The sequence below is a fragment of the Polynucleobacter sp. es-GGE-1 genome (genome assembly GCF_018882005.1).
GTDB lineage: Bacteria > Pseudomonadota > Gammaproteobacteria > Burkholderiales > Burkholderiaceae > Polynucleobacter.
The window spans coordinates 61,405-80,984 of the sequence record NZ_JACVPE010000006.1; the positions used below are offsets into that span (position 1 = coordinate 61,405).

Here is a 19,580-nt window from a genome sequence, read left to right on the forward strand (position 1 = left end):
TAAAAGCAGAAGGGGTGAGATTAACTCACCCCGATATGGCTTAGTTTACCTTGACACCTTTTTCTTTAAGGTACTTTAATGCGCCTGGATGATACGCAACTGGTGTTGCATTAGATTTTTGGCTCTCTAATTTAATATTTCTGAACTCCGCATGTGAGCGCACTAGTTCAAGTTGATTATCAAAAATAGCCTTGACGATTTTGTATGCCTCTGCATCAGGCATAGATGAGTTTACAACCAGCAGATTTGCAACGGCGGCAACATTATTATCTTTCGCCATACCACTGTAGGTTTGCTTGGTAATCACAGCCGGGAAGTAAAGGTTGCCATATTTTTTGTTCATAGCAGGAACTTCAGCAGCGGTATCAACCATCACGATTTTCATGCCTGGGCTATTCGCTAAATCAGTAACAGCTGCAGTGGGTAAGCCACCCACCCAAAAGAAAGCATCAATCTTGCGATCTTTTACTGCATTGACAGATTCAGCAACGCTCAAGCGCTCACGTTTTACATCTTTATCTTTGTCTAGACCTGCAGCCTCTAGCAAGCGGAAGGCCATGACTTCAGTGGCGCTTCCTGGGGCACCTGTACTAACGCGTTTACCTTTCAAATCCTTCATGGTTTTGATGCCAGTAGACTCAACGGTAGCGACGTGCATGAGGTTTGGATACAGTATGAGCAAGGTCCGTAAATCGACTGGCTTGTCTTTAAATTTATCGTCACCCACTGATGCATCTTTGGCGGCATCAGCCATAGAGAAGGCAACGTAAGGCTTGCCAGTGCCAACCAGTTTTAAGTTATCCACAGAGCCACCAGTGACTTCCGCCGTAACTGACATACCCGGTACTTTACTTGAGAGCATGGCAGCAAGGCCGCCACCCATTGGGTAGTAAACGCCACCAGTACCACCGGTTGCAATCGAGATGTTTTGTGCATATGCGCTAGCCCATATAAAACTGAGCGATAAGGCAATGAGCTTTAGTAATTTCATTGGTGTCTCCTATTGATCTTATGAAGAGGTATTGATTAAAGACCTGGCATGCTGAAGTTAATTTGCTTTAACTCACTGAGCAGCTGAGCTTGCTGTTCCGCACTCAATTGCATTAGTGGTGGGCGTACACGCAACCATTCTGGATCATTGCTGTAGTGTGCTACTGCTGTTTTCATACCGGCAATCATTTGATATTTTGCAAAGACGCTACGCACTTTATCTAAGGCTGCTTGACGTTCATCTGCATTAGATTCTCTCCAATGTGTCGCAAGGTCAGCAATCGCTTGTGGATTAACGTTTGCAGTAGCAGAGATGCAGCCAACGCCACCGGCGCGCAGCGTGCGCATCAAGAATACTTCACTACCAGCGTAGACGCGGAAGCCATGTGGCGCCAAGAGCTTAATCACGGACTCTGTATATTCCCAATCGCCCGAGCTATCTTTCATCCCAACGACTGTCTTTGGATATTCTTTTGTCAAGCGCTCGAGTAGTGACAAGCTTAAGTTGATTTTAGTCACTGGCGGAATGTTATAGATATAAATCTGTAATCCTGAGCTGCCTACCTTCTGAATCACTTCAGAGAAATAAGCAAACAGACCATCATCATTAATGTCTTTGTAATAGAAGGGTGGCAACATTAATACGCCTGCACATTGATAGCTCAATGCATGAGCAGTCATCCGATAAGTACTCTCGATCGAGGTAGAACCAGTACCGGGCATCATATGCTTTGGATTTAAACCACCTTCAATCAGCGCAGTGAGCGTATTCATCTTTTGCGTAGCAGACATAGAATTTGCTTCTGAGTTTGTACCAAAGATGGCTTGACCTACGCCATTGGTTTCTAACCATTGACATTGCTTTAGTAATTTCTGGGCATCTGGACTACCGTCTGCTTTGAATGGCGTCAAAACTGGTGATAACACCGCTGGCAAAGTAGAGGGATGTAAAGAAATGGTCATGCTGACTCCAATTAATAATGAACTTCTGAAAGAAGTGGTTGTTGTGTAAAGAAAGCTTCTAAATTATCTACTGCTAAGTTCGTCATAGCTACTCGTGTTTCCAAGGTAGCGCTACCGATATGGGGTGTCAGTAGAACATTATCCAGATCCAGAAAGGCAGGATTAGGGCAGGGCTCATTATTAAACACGTCCAGGGCGGCGCCAGCAATTTGTTTATGCTGCAGTGCATATAAAAGAGCGGCTTCGTTAACCACGCTTCCGCGAGCGATATTGATTAAGTATGACGAGGGTCCAAGTGCTTCTAAAACGGCAGTGTCAACCAAGTTATCCGTATCAGGTGTTGCTGGGCAGGCCAAAAACAGAACATCACAAGCCCTAGCTAAATCTGTGATCTCTTTGAAATAGGTATAAGGAACCTGCTTTGGATTTGGCCCAGAATACGCAATCTCGACCTTAAATGGCTCTAAACGTTTGGCTAGGTCTTGGCCGATGCGACCCATACCAGCGATCCCAACCCGTTTGCCTGCCAAGGTGGTGGTTAAGCGAAACGGGGCTTTAGCCCAAGCATTGCTTTTGACATACTCTTGAGATTCAGGAAGGCGCCGCATGAGGCTGAGCATCATGCCAATCGCCAACTCACAAACGGCATCATTCAGAACGCCAGGGGTATTGGTGGCCTTGATTCCCTGTGCCTGAAGGTAGCCTAGGGGGAGATTGTCGTAACCCACGCCGCAGGTGGATACCAGTCTAATACTGGGAATTTGTTTGACCAGGGCTTCAGGTAATTTGGTATTGGACCGAATCAAGATAGCCTCGAAGTTTCCAGCGGGGGGTGCCGCATTAATGTCGGGGTGTCGGGTTGGCGTAAAGCGGCGATCGATTTCCGCCTGCATAATCTCAGGAAAATGGCCGACCTGCAGCACCGAATTGACGGGGATCATGTCTGTCTCTATTTTTTATTGGAATAATGATTCCATTGTATGAGGATTTTTGCAGAAAAGTCCTCCCCTCTAGGAGAATATGTCATGTTGTTTACCCCAGCTGAAACCAAAGTAGTTGTCGTCGGCGGCGGAACGATGGGGGCCGATGTCGCCGCAGTCTGCGCGCGTGGTGGTTGTGCTGTGCAAGTAGTCGAGCCGACCACAGAGCGTCGTGCCCTGTTACCAGATTACTTTGTGAACACCATGACCGATTTGGGTTATGAAAATCGTATTCACTTGTTGTCTGTTGCTGGATCTCTGGAAGAGGTCGATTGGGCAGAGATTGACCTGGTAATTGAGTGTGTTCCGGAGCGTCTAGATATTAAGCGTGAATTATTTGCCAAGCTAGAGAAGTACGCAAAGCCAGAAGCAGTATTGGCTAGCAATAGTACGAGTTTTCCAATTAGCGAAATCGCTAGCGGATTAAAAACAGCTGCGCGCATGATTGGTTTACATTTTTTTATGCCGGCCCATTTGATTCCTTGCGTGGAAGTGATCTACGGTGCAAAAACTTCACCCCTAGTTGGCGATAGCCTGACTCGTTTGATGACTGCATGTGGCATGGTGCCTGTAACGGTCAAAAAAGATTTGCCTGGCTTCTTAGCAAATCGTTTGCAACATGCTTTATCGCGTGAGGCATTTTCGATGGTCGATGCTGGTATTTGCACTCCAGAAGATATTGATAAGGCAGTACGCTATGGATTTGGCTTCCGTTATATTGCCGCTGGACCGGCAATGCAAAGAGACCATGCGGGTCTAGAGATTCATGCTGCTGGTGGAGCGACGATTTATCCCACGCTAAATAATTCAACTACGATTGCTAAGTGCTTAAGCGAGCGGGTGGAGAGTGGAAAGTTTGGCATGAAGACGGGTGAAGGTTTTTATTCATGGACTGCTGAATCTATTAAAGCCGAACGTGAGCGATATCAAGATGCCTTGCGTGAAGGCCTGAAGATTATTCAAAAAGATTTACCAGAAATCAAATAAGCCTAGCTAAACCAAACTCCATCTTTAGGAAATATCTTTGAGATGGAGTTTACTGAGGTGTGGTGCGAGTCGATAGGTAATCAGTACGATTGCAATGGTCGCAACCCCCCCAAATACAACCGATGGTACCAAGCCCATCATGCTCGCTGCGATGCCTGACTCTAGCGCGCCTAATTCATTTGAGGACCCAATAAAGATCCCATTAATGGCGCTGATTCGACCGCGCATGTGATCCGGAGTAGTGAGTTGCATAATGCTGCCGCGAATCACGACCGAGACTGAATCACAGCAGCCCGAAATAAATAAGAAGACGGCACAAACCCATAGATCACTGGAAAGACCAAAAGCAATAATGGCTAAACCAAAGCCTCCTACTGAGAGCAACAAGTGCTTGCCTGAATCTGTTAGTAATGGCCGCTTAGCCAAGTAGATGCCAGTAATGACTGCGCCCGCTGCTGGCGCAGCGCGCAGAATGCCTAAAGCTTCTGGTCCCGCATCCAAAACCTCTTTTACAAAAGCTGGCAGGATTGAAACAGCACCACCAAACAATACGGCAAACATATCCAATGCCATGATGCTCAAGATGAGTTCATGCTTACGAACATAATCAAACCCCTCTAAGAAGCTTTTAAAGAAATGTCCTGAGAGCTGGCTCATTTTTTCTTGTGGTGCATGTATGTAGGTGATGCCATACAAACCAATAGCCCCACAAAGCCCAGCGAGAAGATAGGTCCACTCTAGTCCTGCAAACCCAATCATCAGACCGCCTAAGCCAGGACCAGCGACTACGCAAATTTGAAATGCAGAAGATGCGTAGGCGGTATAGCGTGGTAAATGCTCTCTAGGAATAATTTGTCCAAAGATAGCGGTATAGGCGGGTCTTAACAAGGCGCGGCCTGCACCAATCAAGGCAATCGCGGTGTAAATTAAAGGAACGGGTGGTGCCACCCAGCCAAGCGCAATCGCCGTCAGAAATAAAGCGACCCCAATATGAATGAGACAGGCAATCGCTGCGATGAGTTTGCGAGAGTAGTGATCTACCGCATGGCCCGCATAGAGTGCCAGCAGAAAGTACGGTACCAATTCAGCTAAGCCAATGAGACCTAAGGAAACTACGCTATTGGTAATCTCATAAATATGCCAACCCACCGCCACCATCGTAATTTGGTAACTGAGTGTTGCGCCAATACGGTAGAGCAGCAGGGTTCTAAAGGCTTTACTTGGGTTCATTTTTAATGAGTTTAAGGGAGTTTCTGCTTTATTCTTCATGCTATGAAGAAATCAATTCGTGTTTGGGATTTACCAATCCGCTTATTTCACTGGCTGCTAGTGCTTTGCATTGCCGGCAGTCTGATTAGCGTTAACCTCGGTGGTAACGCTATTGAATGGCATGCTTATTTTGGTTACAGCGTTTTGAGTTTATTGATTTTTAGAGTCATCTGGGGCTTTGTGGGATCTAGACATGCCCGCTTTGCCAACTTCTTTCCTAAGCGTGCTGCTATTTTCGACTACCTACAAGGAAAGTCTCTCCGCGTTTTGGGGCATAACCCTGTAGGCGCTCTCTCCGTTTTTGCGTTGCTCTTGGTTTTAAGTGTTCAAGTATTAACGGGTTTATTTGTTGATGATGAGATCGCCTTTCAAGGACCCTTGTCTAAATATGTGCCCAATGCAGTAGTTTCTTTTTTATCTCAAATTCACGAAGGCAATCAAGTCGTGATCTATACCTTGATTACGATTCATATCGCTGCCATTTGGTTTTACAGGAAATACAAAAATGAAGACTTAATTAAACCTATGCTGAGCGGCGATAAAGAAATCGACCCAAGCGAGGAAGCAAAATATATGCTTTCTGACTTGGGTCAACCCTCCAAAGATGGAGGCTTGCAACGTACTCTAGCCTTGGTGCTTGTTAGTGCTATAGCCCTTGCGGTAGCTTATTTCATTACTAAATAAGCAGATTATTTTTTTCTGAAATCGTCGTGACAACCTTTACAGGTTTGACCAGCGGCGCCAAATGCTTTTTTGATACTCTCTAAATCACCAGACTGAGCAGCCTTATTGAGATCGACTGCTGCTAGTTGCATTTTTTCAGAAGCAGCTTTGAACTTGGCGTTATCAGACCAAATATCAGACTGCGCTTTACCACCCTCAGTACCTGGGCCAAATGCTTGCCAAGGTAAGGTAGAAAGCATAGCAACGATCGCAGCATTTTTAGCGACTTCATCTTTGTTATAGGGAGCTTCACCTTTAACGACAGCGCCGATTTTTCCAAAAGAGTTGCCTATAACAGTGAAGGTGCTTTGGCGATACTTAATGGCATCTTCTGGTTTTTGAAATTGTGCAATCGCAGCGCCGGCACCAATTGCCAAGACTACTGCCGTGCTCGCTAAAATAATTTTCTGTAGCTTCATGGGAACCTCTTGAGATATATTCGTTAATGGAGACCGCCTACTGTGAAATTAGCATACTCCAGAATGATGACTTTTGTTTGACCGTCCTATGAAAAGATCATTTGGAGCGGGATCGTCAGCAGGTAAACGATCCATTTGAAAAAAGCCATCAAGGGTTCCATCCAGAGGCTACCGATGATTCCAGTAAAGACCAGCCCGAGAACGATAAAAAATCCCCAAGGCTCTAGTCTGCCTAAAGCAATCGATTGACGGGCGGGGAGCAGACTGGAAAGAATACGTCCACCATCTAAGGGTGGCAAAGGAAAAAGATTGAATACCAGGAGACCCAAATTCCAGGTAATACCGGCTTGAGCCATTGAGATAAAGAATTTCTCATTCATGCCAAAACCTAACAATAGGATAAGCAAGATCGCCCAAATCAGGGCTTGAAAAAAGTTTGAGCCAGGTCCCGCTAAGGCAACCCAAATAGAGTCCATTCTAGGGTTTCGCAAGCGTCCAAAATTCACAGGCACGGGTTTGGCGTAGCCAACCAAGAAGGGCGATCCAGTCAAAATAAGGACCAAGGGAATCAAGATCGTGCCAACGGGATCTATATGTTTGGCGGGATTGAGGCTCACTCGGCCAAGCATATAGGCGGTGTTATCGCCAAATTTACGGGCTGCATACCCATGGGCTGCCTCATGGATGGTGATAGCAAAAATGAGGGGAATCGCATTAATGGCGACGGCTTGGATAGAATAGTCAGTAATCATGGCAATATGATATCCATAGGAGCTCAAAGTGACTGACGATAAAAAACCCGACCCAAAAAACCCAGCTAAACCTGTAGTGGCTAAACCCCCAGCCCGTCCACCAGCACCAAAAGGCCCATCTGGACCTGCTGGTAGGCCTCAGGCAGGCTTTGGCGGCGGAAAAGGGATGATGCGCAAGGCCGGCCGCGGTCGATAGTGGATAATTGCACTCATTATTAATGCGCATACAGAGGATTTAGCATGAACGAATGGCACAACGAATCTAAAGAAGAAGTTAACAAAAAGATCATTACTTTGATCGTGATGTTGGCTGCTGCAACTAGCTTGGCGATTTTGTTTGCATTGGTAGCTGCTCATACTGGTTACGTATTCGGTTAATTAGTCTTCATGACTAGCCATCGCCAACCTGCTGTATTTGCTGGCCATGGCAGTCCGATGTACGCTATAGAGCCCAATCGTTTTACTGCGGCTTGGGCTGCTCTAGGAAAATCACTCAAACGTCCTGACGCCATTTTGGTGATTTCGGCGCATTGGGTCACTCGAGGTACTTGGGTTACCGCAATGGCAAAACCTAAAACCATTCATGACTTCGGCGGATTTCCGCAAGCACTCTTTGAAATTGAATATCCAGCAGTGGGCAGTCCTGCTCTCGCGGATCGCGTTCAAGAGCTATTCAATATACCCGTAGTACTTGAAGAGAATGAATGGGGCATTGATCATGGCGCCTGGTCTGTTTTGAAGTACCTCTATCCCAATGCAGATGTGCCAGTGGTGCAATTGAGTTTAGATGGGTCTATGTCAGCGCGCGAGCATTATGAATTAGCAAAGCAGTTAAGACCTTTGCGTGATGAAAATATTCTGATTCTGTCTAGCGGGAATGTGGTGCACAACTTGCGCACGATTCATTGGCAAGAGAATGCGCAACCTTACCCGTGGGCGAAAGAATTTAGTGAATTCTTTGCTACCGAGATTCTTGCCAATCGCCATGAACCTCTGATCGATTGGGAAAAGTATGGTGAGGCTGCCCATCTATCAATTCCGACTGCAGAGCACTACTGGCCTGCTTTATATACCCTAGCATTACAACAAGACGGTGAGCATGCCAAAGTATTTGTTGATGGTATCGAAATGCGTTCGATCAGTATGCTCAGCTTTTCTGTTCAATAAAGAAAAATTATGTGGCTCTCTATTCTTGCAATTTTCTTTGGCGCTGGTCTTGGTGCTTTGTTGCGGGCAGGCTTTAATATTTTGACCGTGAGTGCAGCCTCAGTCATACCCTTAGGTACCTTGATCTCGAATATGGTCGGTGGCTACCTCGTTGGTTTAGCAGTAGCGTTCTTTGGTAGCAATCCACAACTCTCACCGGAATGGAAACTTTTTGTGATTACAGGTTTCCTTGGGGGTCTCACTACTTTCTCTAGTTTCTCCGCGGAAGTAGTGAGTTTTATTCAGCGCGGAGAATTTACTTGGGCGCTGGGCACAGCACTACTGCATCTGATTGGCTCATTGGTACTAACCTTCTTGGGTATCTTGACTTACCAAGCCCTCAAGTGAGTCTAGAGTAAATTACTCTGGCTTGATATTAGCCGTCTTGACGACGGCACTCCACTTGATGGATTCTGATTTAATCAGCGCTGCAAAGTCTGCAGGACTGCCGCCACCGATTTCATTTCCTTGTGAAAGCATGAGCTCTCGTAATTGAGGATCTTTTAAGGCTTCATTGGCTGCGGCGTTGAGTTTGTCAATGATGGCCTTCGGTGTGCCTTTAGGGGCAATTAATCCCTGCCAATTCAGCACCTCAACCTTGGGGTAGCCATTCTCAGCAAAGCTTGGCACATTGGGTAGGAGCGGAGAACGCTTCTTACTGGTAATGGCAATTGGACGGAGCTTATCTGCTTTGATGCTTGGCATAGCCGAATACATTTGATCAAACATCATCGTGACATTACCTGCCATCAGATCGGTGAGACCAGCAGAGCCGCTTTTGTATGGCACGTGAATCATATCGATACCGGCATTTTGCTCAAAGAGTTCTGCAGAAAGCTGGTGACTACCACCAATACCACCGGATGAGAATGTGAGTTCACCTGGCTTCGCTTTGGCTGCAGCCACAATATCTTGGATGGTTTTATAAGATGAGCTTGGATTGACTACTAATACCAAAGGACCTTTTTCAACCAACACAATTGGGGTGATATCAGTTTCAGGGTCGTAGCGTAAATTACCAAACAATGTTTTGTTTACTGCCATAGGTGCAAAGTTGCCCATACCAATGGTGTAACCATCTGGAGCGGCACGAGAAATAAATTCAGTGCCAATATTACCGCCGGCACCGGGCTTGTTATCAACAACGATCGGCTGCTTCAGAATGACACTCATCTTTTGTGCAATCTGACGGCCACGAGAATCTGCACCACCACCAGCACCGTAAGGCACTACAAAATTAATCAGCTTATTAGGGTAGCTAGATTGTGCCTGTGTCATGCCAGTATTCAAGAGACTAGTTAAGCCAATTACGCTTAGAAGAAAATGGGTCAGTTTCATTTTGATCCTTATTAGACGGCACCTGATAAACCTAGTGCGGCTCCGATGACTATCAGGTACAGAGGGTGCCAACGTGTAAAGAAGGTAATCGCAATCGTAGTCATCGTCAATATATAAGCCGCAACACTTTGATTGATTTGTAAAGAAATTTGCCAGGCTGAAGAAAGTACCAAGCCAATGGCTAGCGCTGCCGCAGCATATTGAATCGATTTCTTTTTCAGAGGATCTTTGATGCCCATAATGAGCCGCTGTAAGTAGAAGATCAAAATAGAAGATGGCCATGCAATAGCAAAGGTGGCAACGAGTGCACCAATGACACCATAGATATGCCAACCCAATAGAGTGACGGTCATAAAATTGGGGCCGGGTGCTGCTTGGGCGATTGCAAAATAGTCTGAGAAAGTTTGCACATCAACCCAATGCTCTTGGTTTACAGCCAAGTTAAATAGCACCGGAAGCAGGGCGTTCACCCCACCAAATGCAATCAAAGAGAATGCAGACAGTTTTAGAAAAAGACTGATGAGAATACTCATTCTGTATGGGCCTTTTTCCAGGCTAAGACCAATGCTAATGGCGAGGAGATGAGTACCACCCAACCTAAGCCAAGATGGAAATAGCTAGCGGCAAGTATGGTGACAATGACCACAATCAACATCGCTGGATATCGAAACTCATCCTTGAGCATTTTGAAGCCTGTAGACGCAATCAAGCCAACACCCACGGCCGATATTCCTCGAAGTACACCTTGGACGGAGTCAAGATATCGATAGTGTTCATACAAAAGGGCTAACACCATGACGATCGAGATGGGCCCTAGAGTTAAACCCAATACGGCGGCAATAGCGCCTCTGGCGCCGCCAAAACGAGAGCCAATACACACTGCGAGGTTGACAATGTTAGGCCCAGGAACAATTTGGCAGATGCCCAGAATGGCGCTAAATTCCTCAGAGGTCAAAATCTTATCGCGCTCAACCAAGGTTCTTCTGGCCCAAGGTAAGACCCCACCAAACCCAGACATCCCGATTTTGCTAAAGCTAATAAATAGCTCGAGAGGTGTGAGTGTTTTCAAAATTACTGTAGCTTAAAAGGATGAGGTATGGGTTTGTTGTTCAACCAGGCATCTAGAGTTTCAGTAATGCCTTTTGAGAAGCTAGCAAAAATTGGCTCTGCAATAAATCCTAAATGGGGAGTTACTAAAAGATTGGGGGTATTACGTAAAGGATCTTTTTCTGGGAGGGGCTCAATGTCAAAGACATCGACAGCTGCCTGCCCTGGCCTGCCAGCTGCCAATGCTTTTTGCAGATCGTTCATATTGATGAGCGCAGAGCGTGAAGTATTTACCAGGATAGAGTCAGGGCGCATTAAAGCCAATTGATCTGCACTAATCAGCCCCTTGGTTCCAGGACCAGCTACTAGGTGCATTGACACAATCTTCGATGTGGAAAGTAATTCTTCTAGGCTCACTGCTTTTGCATTTTCTACAGCAGCTCGTTCAGGAGTCATGCGCGGGCTCCACGCAACGACTTCCATACCAAAGGCGGCGCCTACGCGTGCAACGCGACTACCAATGGCACCAAGACCCATGATGCCTAAGCGCTCACCTGAGAGCATGGGAAGAACCGATAGTTGATCACGCCAACCACCAGAGGCAATCAGTTTGTTTTCCTCAATCAGGCGCTTTGAAGCCCCAAGAATGAGTGCCCATGTGAGTTCCGCAGTAGTTTCTTTGGATGGGCCGCCGGGCGAGCAGGCTATCGGAATATTGCGTGCGATTAATGCTGAAGCATCCAAGGTGCCATTACGTTCACCAGTAAACATGAGAAATTTCAGCTTAGGCAAGCGCGCAATCATGGCTTCATTAAATGGGGAGCGATCCCGCACGATTGCAATCGCATCAGCATCTTTAACGGCTTCATAGAGCGCCTCATCACGCAGGGGCTCATGATGAAAGGTAAGGCTTGCTTGCTGCTCTAACTTCCCCCAGTCAGAAAAGCGAGCCAAAGCGCGTTCGTAGTCGCCAAGGATGACGATGTTTGGTAATGAGGCCATAACTCGATACTTTCTTTAAATTTAGTCAGGTGTGCAAAGGCTCAGGATTTGCTTGAGATCTGATGCATTGCCAAGTTTCCATAATGCTGAAATGAGTTGACGGGTTTTTTCTTTACCGATGATGGGTTCAGCCAAATTTGTGAATTTCTGTTCTAAATTAGCATCACTCATTGGATTTTCGACAGAGCCAATAGCATTCTTCACAAATACATGTACTTCTTTACCGTCTTTTAAGAACGCTTTGACATCAACTGAAGCTTCGTCAATAGAAGTGTCGGTAGTAGCATTTACTTTGGCGCGCAAGGCCACGACATCTGCGCGATTGACGATGTCATCAGCATACTCACCTTCACCCGCTTGACCAAAAATTAAGCCAACAGCGCAGCCGTGGTACACGCTAAATTTCCCTTCGAGACCATCTTTCGGAGTCTTCTTGCCAGTGAGCTCCAAGACCAGAGGGTGCACACGTAATTCAATACGCTCCACTTCCTCTGCCTTAACGCCTTGGGCGCGTAATTGTGCGCAAGCATCAATCGCAGGGTGAATCACAATGCCACAAGCAAAGGGCTTGTAAGTATTTAAAGAAATCTCAAATGATTTTCCGAGGGCGCGATCAATTTCTGACCAGTCACATTTCGTAGAAACAGTTTGCATATAGCCGCGACCCGCTTCTAATGCTTTCGGGCTCGAAGTGAACCCATGCTTAGCAAGTAATGCAGAGAGTTGCCCTGCGCGTGCTGCACCACCTGGATGAAATGGCTTTGTCATTGTGCCAAATTGCTCACGCATTCCAACTGGTTGTGATGCGGCAATACCCAGTGCCATGGTAGTTTTCTGTAGATCAAGACCCATTAAGCGTGAGCAAGCTGCAGCAGATCCGAGCATACCGGTTGAGCCAGTGATATGCCAACCACGGTGGTAGTGATCTGGATACATCGCATTACCAACGCGGCAAGCAACATCGATACCTAAAACTAAAGAGTCAATAATTTGGCGACCACTGGCATTGATGTGTTCGCCTAATGCCAAAATTGCAGAAGCTACTGGACCTGCAGGATGGATCACGGTTTTGAGGTGAGTGTCATCAAAATCAAAAGTATGTGAGCTGATGCCGTTGATTAAGGCAGCGCCACCCATATCAACTTTATCTTTACGACCTAAGATGCTGGCTTGCGGTGCTGGCTGGAATTCGCGAATAGCGGCTAAAGACGATTCAACACTTTCATGATTGGCAGCGCCAATAGCACAACCTAGCCAGTTGAGAAAAGTCCGGTGAGCTTCGTGATCTACCTCTGGTGTCCAGCCTTGGCTGGGATGGGAGGTAACAAACTCTGCCAATATTTTGGTAACGGGTGGTGCATTTAAATCGGCTGCTGCAGCAATAGCGTGAGACATATGATTTCCTATTCTTAATGGGTTATTTTTTATTCGAGTTCAATATGACGATCTTTTGCAACCTTAGCCCAGCGTGCAATATCTTCTTTGATGTAATTTGTAAACTGGGGCGGTGTCATTGGCATCAAAGTCATCGCCTCGCTCGTCATTTTTTCTGAGAAGTCAGGCAGGGCGAGAACTTTGTTAAGTTCATTATTGAGCTTGGTGACGATCGCAGGTGGCAAATTCGCGGGCCCTACTAGTCCATACCATTGTTGGCCATCAAAACCGCTGAAACCTAGCTCTTTAAAAGTCGGAATGGTGGGGGCAGCGGAGCTGCGTTTGGCGCCTGTTACCGCCAGTCCACGAACACGATTTGTGTTGATATAAGGTAAAGCAGCAAACAGGGTGGGGAGCATGGCTTGTGTCTGGCCTGCTAACAAGTCGGTGTAAGCAGGACCAACCCCGCGATAAGGAATGTGAACCATAAAGATCCCAGCTGCTAATTTCAGTTGCTCCATTCCGAGGTGAGTTAACGTTCCTGGACCAGCAGAACCATAGCTTAACTTGGCAGGGTTCTTTTTAGCGTAATCAACAAACTCTTTAAAGTTTTTAATCGGTAAATCAGAGTTAATCACTAGTACGTTTGGTGTTGCGCCAATCATGCCGATCGGGGTGAAGTCTTTAATGGCGTCATAAGGCAGACGACGAACTGCTGGGTTGGTGCCATGAGTCCCCACATAGGCAATCATCAGAGTGTAGCCATCAGCAGGCGCCTTGGCGATTGCTTGAGAAGCAATGGTGCCACCACCACCACCCATATTTTCAACCACAATAGTTTGACCAATCGAGCGAGACAATTTTTCTGCAACAGCCCGAGCAATGTTATCGAGCCCACCACCGGCAGCAACTGGTGCAATCAACTTGATCGGCTTAGTCGGATAAGCGGGTGTCTGCGCTTGAATGCTAAGACTCGTTGTGAGTCCGATCAAAGCAAACAGAAAAGATAAAAAAATCGGCGTTTGCCGATAAATAGATTTAGACATGTCTCAAGTCCGAATGATTGTTACTTATTAAGGTAATGCAGGTAGATCATTTTACTATCGATGTTCAAAACTGGCTATCAAGTCAGCCAGTTTTGAGCTTTTTCCGAATCGATTGTTCTAAGGGTATAGTGTCTAGATTGGGTTCTAGCGCTTCACGCTCATCAAACACAAAGCAGGTGCCCTGATAGTGGGCAGAACCAACCTCTTCGAAGTACTTGAGGATTCCACCTTCCAGTTGGTAGCTATGCTCCATGCCGATTTCTCGCATGTAGAGTCCTGATTTTTCGCAACGTATTCCGCCAGTGCAAAAACTGACTAGGGTTTTATCGGCCAACTCTTCCTTATGCGCAGAGATGGCCGCAGGAAATTCGGTGAACTTCTCAATATTAAAGTGCAGGGCATTTTCAAAAGTGCCGTAGTCCACTTCAAATGCATTGCGCGTATCGACCATCACTACAGGGCGGCCTAAATCATCTGTGCCTCGATCTAACCACTCTTGTAATTTTTTTGGGGAAATAAAATTCGCTCGACCTTTCTCTGGCTGAATGCTTGGATGATTCATGCGAATAATTTCATTCTTGAGTTTGATGAGCATTTTTTTAAACGGCTGCTCATCCGACCAACTTTCTTTTGCCTGCAAAGGTGCAAAGCGAGAGTCGGTACGTAGCCAATCTAAAAATCCACGTAAGGCATCTGTTTTACCTGCGAGAAATAAATTGATGCCTTCGCCAGTGAGCAGAATGGTGCCCTTGAGTTCTCTGGCGTTGCATTCATCGAGCATTTTGGCGCGCAGTTCTGGCAGCTCATCTAGGCTGACAAATAAATAGGCGGCAATGTTCAAAATCGACTTCATGTTTTTTCTCTTCAAGCTACCCCAGCATTATCGAGCAAATAGGGCTTGAGGGTGGTAATCTTGAGGTCTTATTCAAAGGAGACGAATCCATGCTAGATATGGCAAAAAAGGCTAAAAGAGTCCTGTTCCTGGCTTTATTAGCTCTCGGGGCCAGTAACCATGCCTTGGCACAAACTGCGGGCACCGGTGCTTGGCCAACCCAGAAACCTATTCGCTTGATTGCTGTTTTTCCTCCTGGTGGATCTGTAGACCAGGTAGCCCGAATTTTGGCTCCTGCACTACAGGCCGAACTAAAACAAAATGTGATCGTTGAAAACATCGGCGGTGCTTCAGGCGTGATTGGTACATCTGCCATGACACGCTCTGATCCTGATGGCTACACCTTCGCAGCAGTTTTTGATACCCATGGCGTGAACCCGAGTCTCAAAGATAAGCTCCCCTACGACACGATTAAAGATATTGCGCCGATCATTTTGGTAGGTACTTCGCCAATGGTGCTGGTTGCTAGCAAAAACTCCGGCATTACCAGTTTTAAACAAATTGTTGAGCAATCTAAAGCAGGTAAGAAATTTAGCTACGGTTCTATTGGTATAGGTAGCTTAGGGCACTTAGCGATGGCGCGTTTGGCAAAGCAGGCAGGCTTTGATTGGAACCACATTCCTTATCGTGGCGGTGGTCCTTTAATGCAAGACGTTTTGGGTGGTCAAGTTGAGCTAGCAATTGGTTCAGAGTTCTTGGTAAAGCCGCACATTGAAAGTGGCGGCGTCATTCCTTTGGTGATTACTACTGCAAAGAGATCTCCAGCCTTGCCAAATGTTCCAACCATTGCTGAGAGTGGTTTCCCTGGCTTTAGTGCGCCAGCATGGTGGGCAATATTGGCGCCAGGCAAAACACCACCAGCCATTGTGGATGCGATGAATAAGGCTTTGAATAAAGCCTTAAAGACCCCAGTTGTAGCTGAGAAATTTAAATCTCAAGGCATTGAAATCATTGGCGGCACTCCTGAAACTGCGCGCGAATTTATTGGCAAGCAAATTGGTATCTGGGGTAAGTTCGTGATTGAAAACAATATTAAAGAAACTACTCAATAGAAAGTATTTATGTCAGAACGTTTAATTCCCTATCAGCCCATGGACTTGGCTGAACCAGCTGAGCTAGTTGCCGCCATTCGTCAGCGTCGTGGCGGTCAGTTTATTAATTTGGATCGTATGCTATTGCATAGCGTGCCGGTTGCCGAGGGTTGGAATCATTTCATCGGCGAGATTCGGAACAATCTTTCACTAGATCCCAAGTTGCGTGAGTTGGCGATGTGTGGTGTTGCGGTATTGAACGGCGCTGAATATGAGTTCTTTCATCATGCACCCCCTTTTAAGAAAGCCGGTGGTACAGAAGAACAAGTTCAGGCTTTGCGTTTAATTGGTCAGTCTAGCTTCCCTAGAAATCTGTTCTCCCAGGTGGAGAATGATGCTGCAGACCTGACTTTCCAAATGACTCGTAATATCAAAGTAGATTCTGAATTGATGAAGCGTTTGCAAAAAGAGCTGGGTAGCACTGATACAGTCGAATTAGTAACAGTGATTGCTGCTTACAACATGGTGTCACGCTTTTTGATTGCTTTGGATGTGAATCCTGAAGATCATCCACCAGCCTGAAGCGAAGATAACAATTCTTCAATGATCCGCAATATCCAAACGATTATTCCAGGCATCGCTACTACTGATGGCGCAGGCGTGAAGTTGCGGCGCAGCTTGGGGGGTCAACAGCAAGTCAGGCTTGATCCCTTCTTGATGCTGGATGAGTTTTCATCGAATGATCCAAATGATTATGTGGCAGGATTTCCAGCGCATCCTCATCGTGGTTTTGAGACGGTGACTTATATGCTTGAAGGGCACATGTTGCACGAGGATCACTTGGGCAATCAAGGGCATCTCAAAACAGGCGGAGTGCAGTGGATGACGGCAGGACGCGGAATCATCCACTCAGAAATGCCACAGCAAGTAAGCGGCGCAATGCGAGGCTTTCAGCTATGGATTAATTTACCCGCTAAAGAAAAAATGAAGCCAGCTGGCTATCAAGACATTCAAGTGGAAGATATTCCAAGGACATCGTTGCTGAATGGTGGATCTGTGAAGGTGATTGCAGGCTCTTATGAGGACGGGGTTGCAAGTATTCAAGGGCCTATTCAGGGGATTACTACTACGCCTTTATTTCTAGATGTACATTTGCCTCCTAATGCAGAGTTTGAGCATCGCGTTGCCAAGGAACTCAACGCATTTGTGTATATCTATGAGGGCAACCTTGAGCTTGGTGGTCCCATGAAGGCTGCGCCCAAGCAGGCTGCGATCGTATTAGGTGATGGTGATTTACTCAAGGCGAAAGCCGGTGCTGAAGGCGCCCAGTTTATTGTGCTTGCAGCACTACCTTTGCATGAGCCGATTGTTCAATACGGCCCCTTTGTAATGAATACACGCTCTGAGATTGAGCAGGCCATCGACGATTACCAAAACAATCGCTTTGTGACCTCTTGAATGATTCATTCGTGATGATCCATTGGGACGAGGCGGGTCAATCTTGCGCTGCTAAATGGCATTCCGAAAATGGTATTGCTCCGCATAAAAAAATTCAGATTGGCGACGATACGCTAACGGCAGATATTGCTTACCGTATGGCATGCGAAGGTACTGCAATTCTCTATAGAGGCGACTTTCAGAATGCACGCCAGTTACTGCAAGCTTTAGTCAGAAGAGTAGGTAAGCCATCCAAAAAATCTAAACGGGTGGATCGTATCGAAAAAGACAAAACAAAAAGTTCTCTAGATACTTTCAATTTGCATCGTCTCTCTCAATCACAGCGTGCTCGTATTTTAGGAATGTTGCTCATTCAAGTGAATGCAGATCACACCATTTCCTTAAGGCGTGCTCCAGATGTGGCGCAAGCTTGTCTTGAGGCATATGGAGGTCAGAATGAGTCGTATGTCATCTCCTTACGAGAATTGCTCGGTGTTATTAGTGCGCATGAGTGGCGGAAGAAGGGCGTGCCGATTTTGGCAAGAGATGATGAAGAGATTCGCATTCATCCACACTATGGCGTTTTTTCACCAATTCGCGGGGAATATATTGAGCTTGTTCTCAAGGCACCACTTCCAAGCACCCTCAAAGAAAATTCGACTGCTTTTGATATCGGTGTGGGTACAGGCGTCCTATCAATAGTATTAGCAATGCGAGAAATCAAAAAGATCATTGGCACTGATCAAGATGATCGCGCCATTGCTTGTGCACAGGAAAATATTGATCGCCTGAATCTGGACAATCAGATTGAAATTCAAAAAAGGCATTTATTTCCTGAAGGAAACGCGGCCTTGGTTGTCTGTAACCCACCTTGGCTACCAGCAAGACCAAGTTCATCTCTGGAGCATGCGGTTTATGATCCAGATAGTCAGATGCTCAAGGGTTTCTTAAGTCAATTGAAAGATCACTTACTCCCAAAAGGTGAGGGTTGGTTAATTCTTTCAGATCTAGCCGAGCACTTAGGCTTACGTACCAGAGAAGAGTTACTTGCTTGGATTGAAGCTGCTGGACTCAAGGTGATTGCTCGATTGGATACCAAGCCACAACATCAAAAGGTGTTTGATAAGACGGATGCATTATATAAGGCCCGATCTCAAGAGACCACATCTCTCTGGCGTCTAGCAATATCTGGCAATACTCATTAGTAAAAATATCCCTACAGCATCTATCCTCATTTACGTCAGGGTTGTTAATAGCAAGCTTCATCCCTAAAATCATTCGGTACTACTTTTATTTGAGATGTGTTTTACACAATCGTCAGTAAATATATTGTGATGTTCTGCCCATTGGTTTTTAAGGAAGAAATGTGTATTGCGGCTTGCAAATCAGAAATTTTTATCTTATTTTATTTGTCCTGATTGCTCATGCCCTTTTGTTGGTTGGCTCATTTATCCCTTATTCTTCGAGAGGTTTGAAATTACCCTCTGAACTGATGATTATGGATTTACGAGATTCAGATCAGGGTTCATCGCTGCAGCGAAAATCCGCGATAACACTACAAGCCAGCACATCAAATACATCATCTACCAGTATTCAATCAGATTCTCCTGGGAAGCAAGCCTCTCTTCCTCTTGCCCAAGATGCCCTAATACCTGGCGCCATCGGTCGACAAAAAATTGATGGTTCAAAACCTACTTACCCTTTAATTAGTAGGCGTCTTAAGCAGGAGGGCGTCGTTCTAGTGAAACTCTGCGTTAACCCAAGGGGCACGGTAGAAAAAGTCGATGTTCTTAGGAGCTCTGGATATCCAAGTTTAGATAATTCGGCATTGAATGCATTAGCAAAATGGAAGTTTGCATCTTCTGCGGATTCATTTGATAGCAATGCAGTTGACTGTTTCCGTTTGCCAGTGCAATTTACCTTAGAGGCTTAATCTCAATGGATAACAGTATGGCTAATTCTGAGCTAAAGCCCAACGCATCTTGTCGAGATCTACCTCAAATTATTTCCAGCAAAACTTTACTGGGTCCAAAAGAACTGATATTCATTGAGCATGATGGGCATCGATATCAATTACGTATCACCAAATTGAGGAAGCTCATTCTCACAAAATAAAAAGTTAAT

25 protein-coding genes are annotated in these 19,580 nt (G+C 45.9%); 12 read left to right on the top strand and 13 right to left on the bottom strand.

The features are described from left to right. Positions 1 to 40 precede the first annotated feature (40 nt). Genes ICN35_RS05200 through ICN35_RS05210 form a run of 3 tightly spaced genes read right to left on the bottom strand, consistent with a single transcriptional unit; the run spans position 41 to position 2,894 of the window. The gene (locus tag ICN35_RS05200) at positions 41 to 991 is read right to left on the bottom strand and encodes a TAXI family TRAP transporter solute-binding subunit (protein WP_215295533.1); all 951 of its coding nucleotides are present in this window, start codon (positions 989 to 991) and stop codon (positions 41 to 43) included. Between the two features lie 35 nt (positions 992 to 1,026). Next, the gene (locus ICN35_RS05205) at positions 1,027 to 1,953 is read right to left on the bottom strand and encodes a dihydrodipicolinate synthase family protein (RefSeq protein WP_216124876.1); all 927 of its coding nucleotides are present in this window, start codon (positions 1,951 to 1,953) and stop codon (positions 1,027 to 1,029) included. Between the two features lie 11 nt (positions 1,954 to 1,964). Continuing rightward, entirely contained in the window at positions 1,965 to 2,894 is a 930-nt protein-coding gene (locus tag ICN35_RS05210) for a 2-hydroxyacid dehydrogenase (RefSeq protein ID WP_216124878.1), read from the bottom strand. Between the two features lie 84 nt (positions 2,895 to 2,978). Here ICN35_RS05210 and ICN35_RS05215 point away from each other — a divergent pair, with 84 nt between their 5' ends. Next, complete coding sequence (locus ICN35_RS05215) at positions 2,979 to 3,920, top strand: 3-hydroxyacyl-CoA dehydrogenase family protein (protein WP_216124879.1); 942 nt, start codon at positions 2,979 to 2,981, stop codon at positions 3,918 to 3,920. A gap of 24 nt (positions 3,921 to 3,944) precedes the next feature. On the opposite strand, the gene ICN35_RS05220 is transcribed toward ICN35_RS05215, so the two are convergent. Further along, positions 3,945 to 5,150: an MFS transporter gene (locus ICN35_RS05220; protein ID WP_216124880.1), complete on the bottom strand. Its 1,206-nt coding sequence runs from the start codon at positions 5,148 to 5,150 to the stop codon at positions 3,945 to 3,947. A gap of 42 nt (positions 5,151 to 5,192) precedes the next feature. Between ICN35_RS05220 and ICN35_RS05225 the strand changes: the two genes are divergently transcribed. Then, a complete protein-coding gene (locus ICN35_RS05225; protein ID WP_216124881.1) occupies positions 5,193 to 5,873 on the top strand; it encodes a cytochrome b/b6 domain-containing protein in 681 nt (226 codons plus the stop codon). Positions 5,874 to 5,878: 5 nt separating this feature from the next. Here the strand turns inward: ICN35_RS05225 and ICN35_RS05230 are convergent, their stop codons facing one another. Next, a complete protein-coding gene (locus ICN35_RS05230; protein WP_215295521.1) occupies positions 5,879 to 6,331 on the bottom strand; it encodes a cytochrome c in 453 nt (150 codons plus the stop codon). 86 nt (positions 6,332 to 6,417) lie between these two features. Then, positions 6,418 to 7,083, bottom strand: coding sequence for a site-2 protease family protein (locus tag ICN35_RS05235; protein ID WP_215295519.1), 666 nt, complete (start codon positions 7,081 to 7,083; stop codon positions 6,418 to 6,420). A 28-nt stretch (positions 7,084 to 7,111) separates the two neighbouring features. Between ICN35_RS05235 and ICN35_RS05240 the strand changes: the two genes are divergently transcribed. Genes ICN35_RS05240 through crcB form a run of 4 tightly spaced genes read left to right on the top strand, consistent with a single transcriptional unit; the run spans position 7,112 to position 8,637 of the window. After that, the gene (locus tag ICN35_RS05240) at positions 7,112 to 7,279 is read left to right on the top strand and encodes a hypothetical protein (protein WP_215318599.1); all 168 of its coding nucleotides are present in this window, start codon (positions 7,112 to 7,114) and stop codon (positions 7,277 to 7,279) included. A 44-nt stretch (positions 7,280 to 7,323) separates the two neighbouring features. Then, positions 7,324 to 7,461 carry a hypothetical protein gene (locus ICN35_RS05245; RefSeq protein ID WP_172793433.1) on the top strand — a complete coding sequence of 46 codons (138 nt, stop codon included), beginning with the start codon at positions 7,324 to 7,326 and terminating at the stop codon, positions 7,459 to 7,461. 9 nt (positions 7,462 to 7,470) lie between these two features. Further along, entirely contained in the window at positions 7,471 to 8,250 is a 780-nt protein-coding gene (gene ygiD / locus ICN35_RS05250; protein WP_216124882.1) for a 4,5-DOPA dioxygenase extradiol, read from the top strand. Positions 8,251 to 8,259: 9 nt separating this feature from the next. Then, positions 8,260 to 8,637, top strand: a complete 378-nt coding sequence (crcB, locus tag ICN35_RS05255; RefSeq protein ID WP_215295513.1) for a fluoride efflux transporter CrcB — start codon at positions 8,260 to 8,262, stop codon at positions 8,635 to 8,637. Between the two features lie 12 nt (positions 8,638 to 8,649). Here crcB and ICN35_RS05260 read toward each other — a convergent pair whose 3' ends face one another. From ICN35_RS05260 to ICN35_RS05290, 7 genes are all read right to left on the bottom strand, one after another. Then, positions 8,650 to 9,627, bottom strand: coding sequence for a tripartite tricarboxylate transporter substrate binding protein (locus ICN35_RS05260; protein WP_216124885.1), 978 nt, complete (start codon positions 9,625 to 9,627; stop codon positions 8,650 to 8,652). An 11-nt stretch (positions 9,628 to 9,638) separates the two neighbouring features. Then, entirely contained in the window at positions 9,639 to 10,160 is a 522-nt protein-coding gene (locus ICN35_RS05265; protein ID WP_216124887.1) for a chromate transporter, read from the bottom strand. Next, positions 10,157 to 10,696, bottom strand: a complete 540-nt coding sequence (locus tag ICN35_RS05270) for a chromate transporter (RefSeq protein ID WP_216124888.1) — start codon at positions 10,694 to 10,696, stop codon at positions 10,157 to 10,159. Before ICN35_RS05270 ends, ICN35_RS05265 begins: the two co-directional genes overlap by 4 nt. A 2-nt stretch (positions 10,697 to 10,698) precedes the next feature. Next, complete coding sequence (locus ICN35_RS05275; RefSeq protein WP_216124890.1) at positions 10,699 to 11,676, bottom strand: D-2-hydroxyacid dehydrogenase family protein; 978 nt, start codon at positions 11,674 to 11,676, stop codon at positions 10,699 to 10,701. A gap of 21 nt (positions 11,677 to 11,697) precedes the next feature. Next, positions 11,698 to 13,071, bottom strand: coding sequence for an MmgE/PrpD family protein (locus tag ICN35_RS05280; protein WP_216124892.1), 1,374 nt, complete (start codon positions 13,069 to 13,071; stop codon positions 11,698 to 11,700). A 29-nt stretch (positions 13,072 to 13,100) separates the two neighbouring features. Beyond that, positions 13,101 to 14,096 carry a tripartite tricarboxylate transporter substrate binding protein gene (locus tag ICN35_RS05285; RefSeq protein WP_216124894.1) on the bottom strand — a complete coding sequence of 332 codons (996 nt, stop codon included), beginning with the start codon at positions 14,094 to 14,096 and terminating at the stop codon, positions 13,101 to 13,103. A gap of 82 nt (positions 14,097 to 14,178) precedes the next feature. Next, on the bottom strand, positions 14,179 to 14,949 hold the full coding sequence (locus ICN35_RS05290; protein WP_216124896.1) for a sulfurtransferase: 771 nt from the start codon (positions 14,947 to 14,949) through the stop codon (positions 14,179 to 14,181). Positions 14,950 to 15,038: 89 nt separating this feature from the next. On the opposite strand from ICN35_RS05290, the gene ICN35_RS05295 reads away from it, so the two are divergent. From ICN35_RS05295 to ICN35_RS05320, 6 genes are all read left to right on the top strand, one after another. Continuing rightward, on the top strand, positions 15,039 to 16,040 hold the full coding sequence (locus tag ICN35_RS05295) for a tripartite tricarboxylate transporter substrate binding protein (protein WP_216124898.1): 1,002 nt from the start codon (positions 15,039 to 15,041) through the stop codon (positions 16,038 to 16,040). Between the two features lie 9 nt (positions 16,041 to 16,049). Continuing rightward, positions 16,050 to 16,601: a carboxymuconolactone decarboxylase family protein gene (locus ICN35_RS05300; RefSeq protein ID WP_215295499.1), complete on the top strand. Its 552-nt coding sequence runs from the start codon at positions 16,050 to 16,052 to the stop codon at positions 16,599 to 16,601. 21 nt (positions 16,602 to 16,622) lie between these two features. After that, complete coding sequence (locus ICN35_RS05305; protein ID WP_216124900.1) at positions 16,623 to 17,477, top strand: pirin family protein; 855 nt, start codon at positions 16,623 to 16,625, stop codon at positions 17,475 to 17,477. 14 nt (positions 17,478 to 17,491) lie between these two features. Beyond that, positions 17,492 to 18,661 carry a class I SAM-dependent methyltransferase gene (locus tag ICN35_RS05310; RefSeq protein WP_216124902.1) on the top strand — a complete coding sequence of 390 codons (1,170 nt, stop codon included), beginning with the start codon at positions 17,492 to 17,494 and terminating at the stop codon, positions 18,659 to 18,661. Positions 18,662 to 18,927: 266 nt separating this feature from the next. Continuing rightward, positions 18,928 to 19,389, top strand: a complete 462-nt coding sequence (locus tag ICN35_RS05315) for an energy transducer TonB (RefSeq protein WP_216124905.1) — start codon at positions 18,928 to 18,930, stop codon at positions 19,387 to 19,389. 17 nt (positions 19,390 to 19,406) lie between these two features. Continuing rightward, positions 19,407 to 19,571 (top strand): hemin uptake protein HemP, encoded by a 165-nt coding sequence (locus tag ICN35_RS05320; protein ID WP_215295494.1) that lies wholly within the window; start codon positions 19,407 to 19,409, stop codon positions 19,569 to 19,571. Positions 19,572 to 19,580 lie beyond the last annotated feature (9 nt).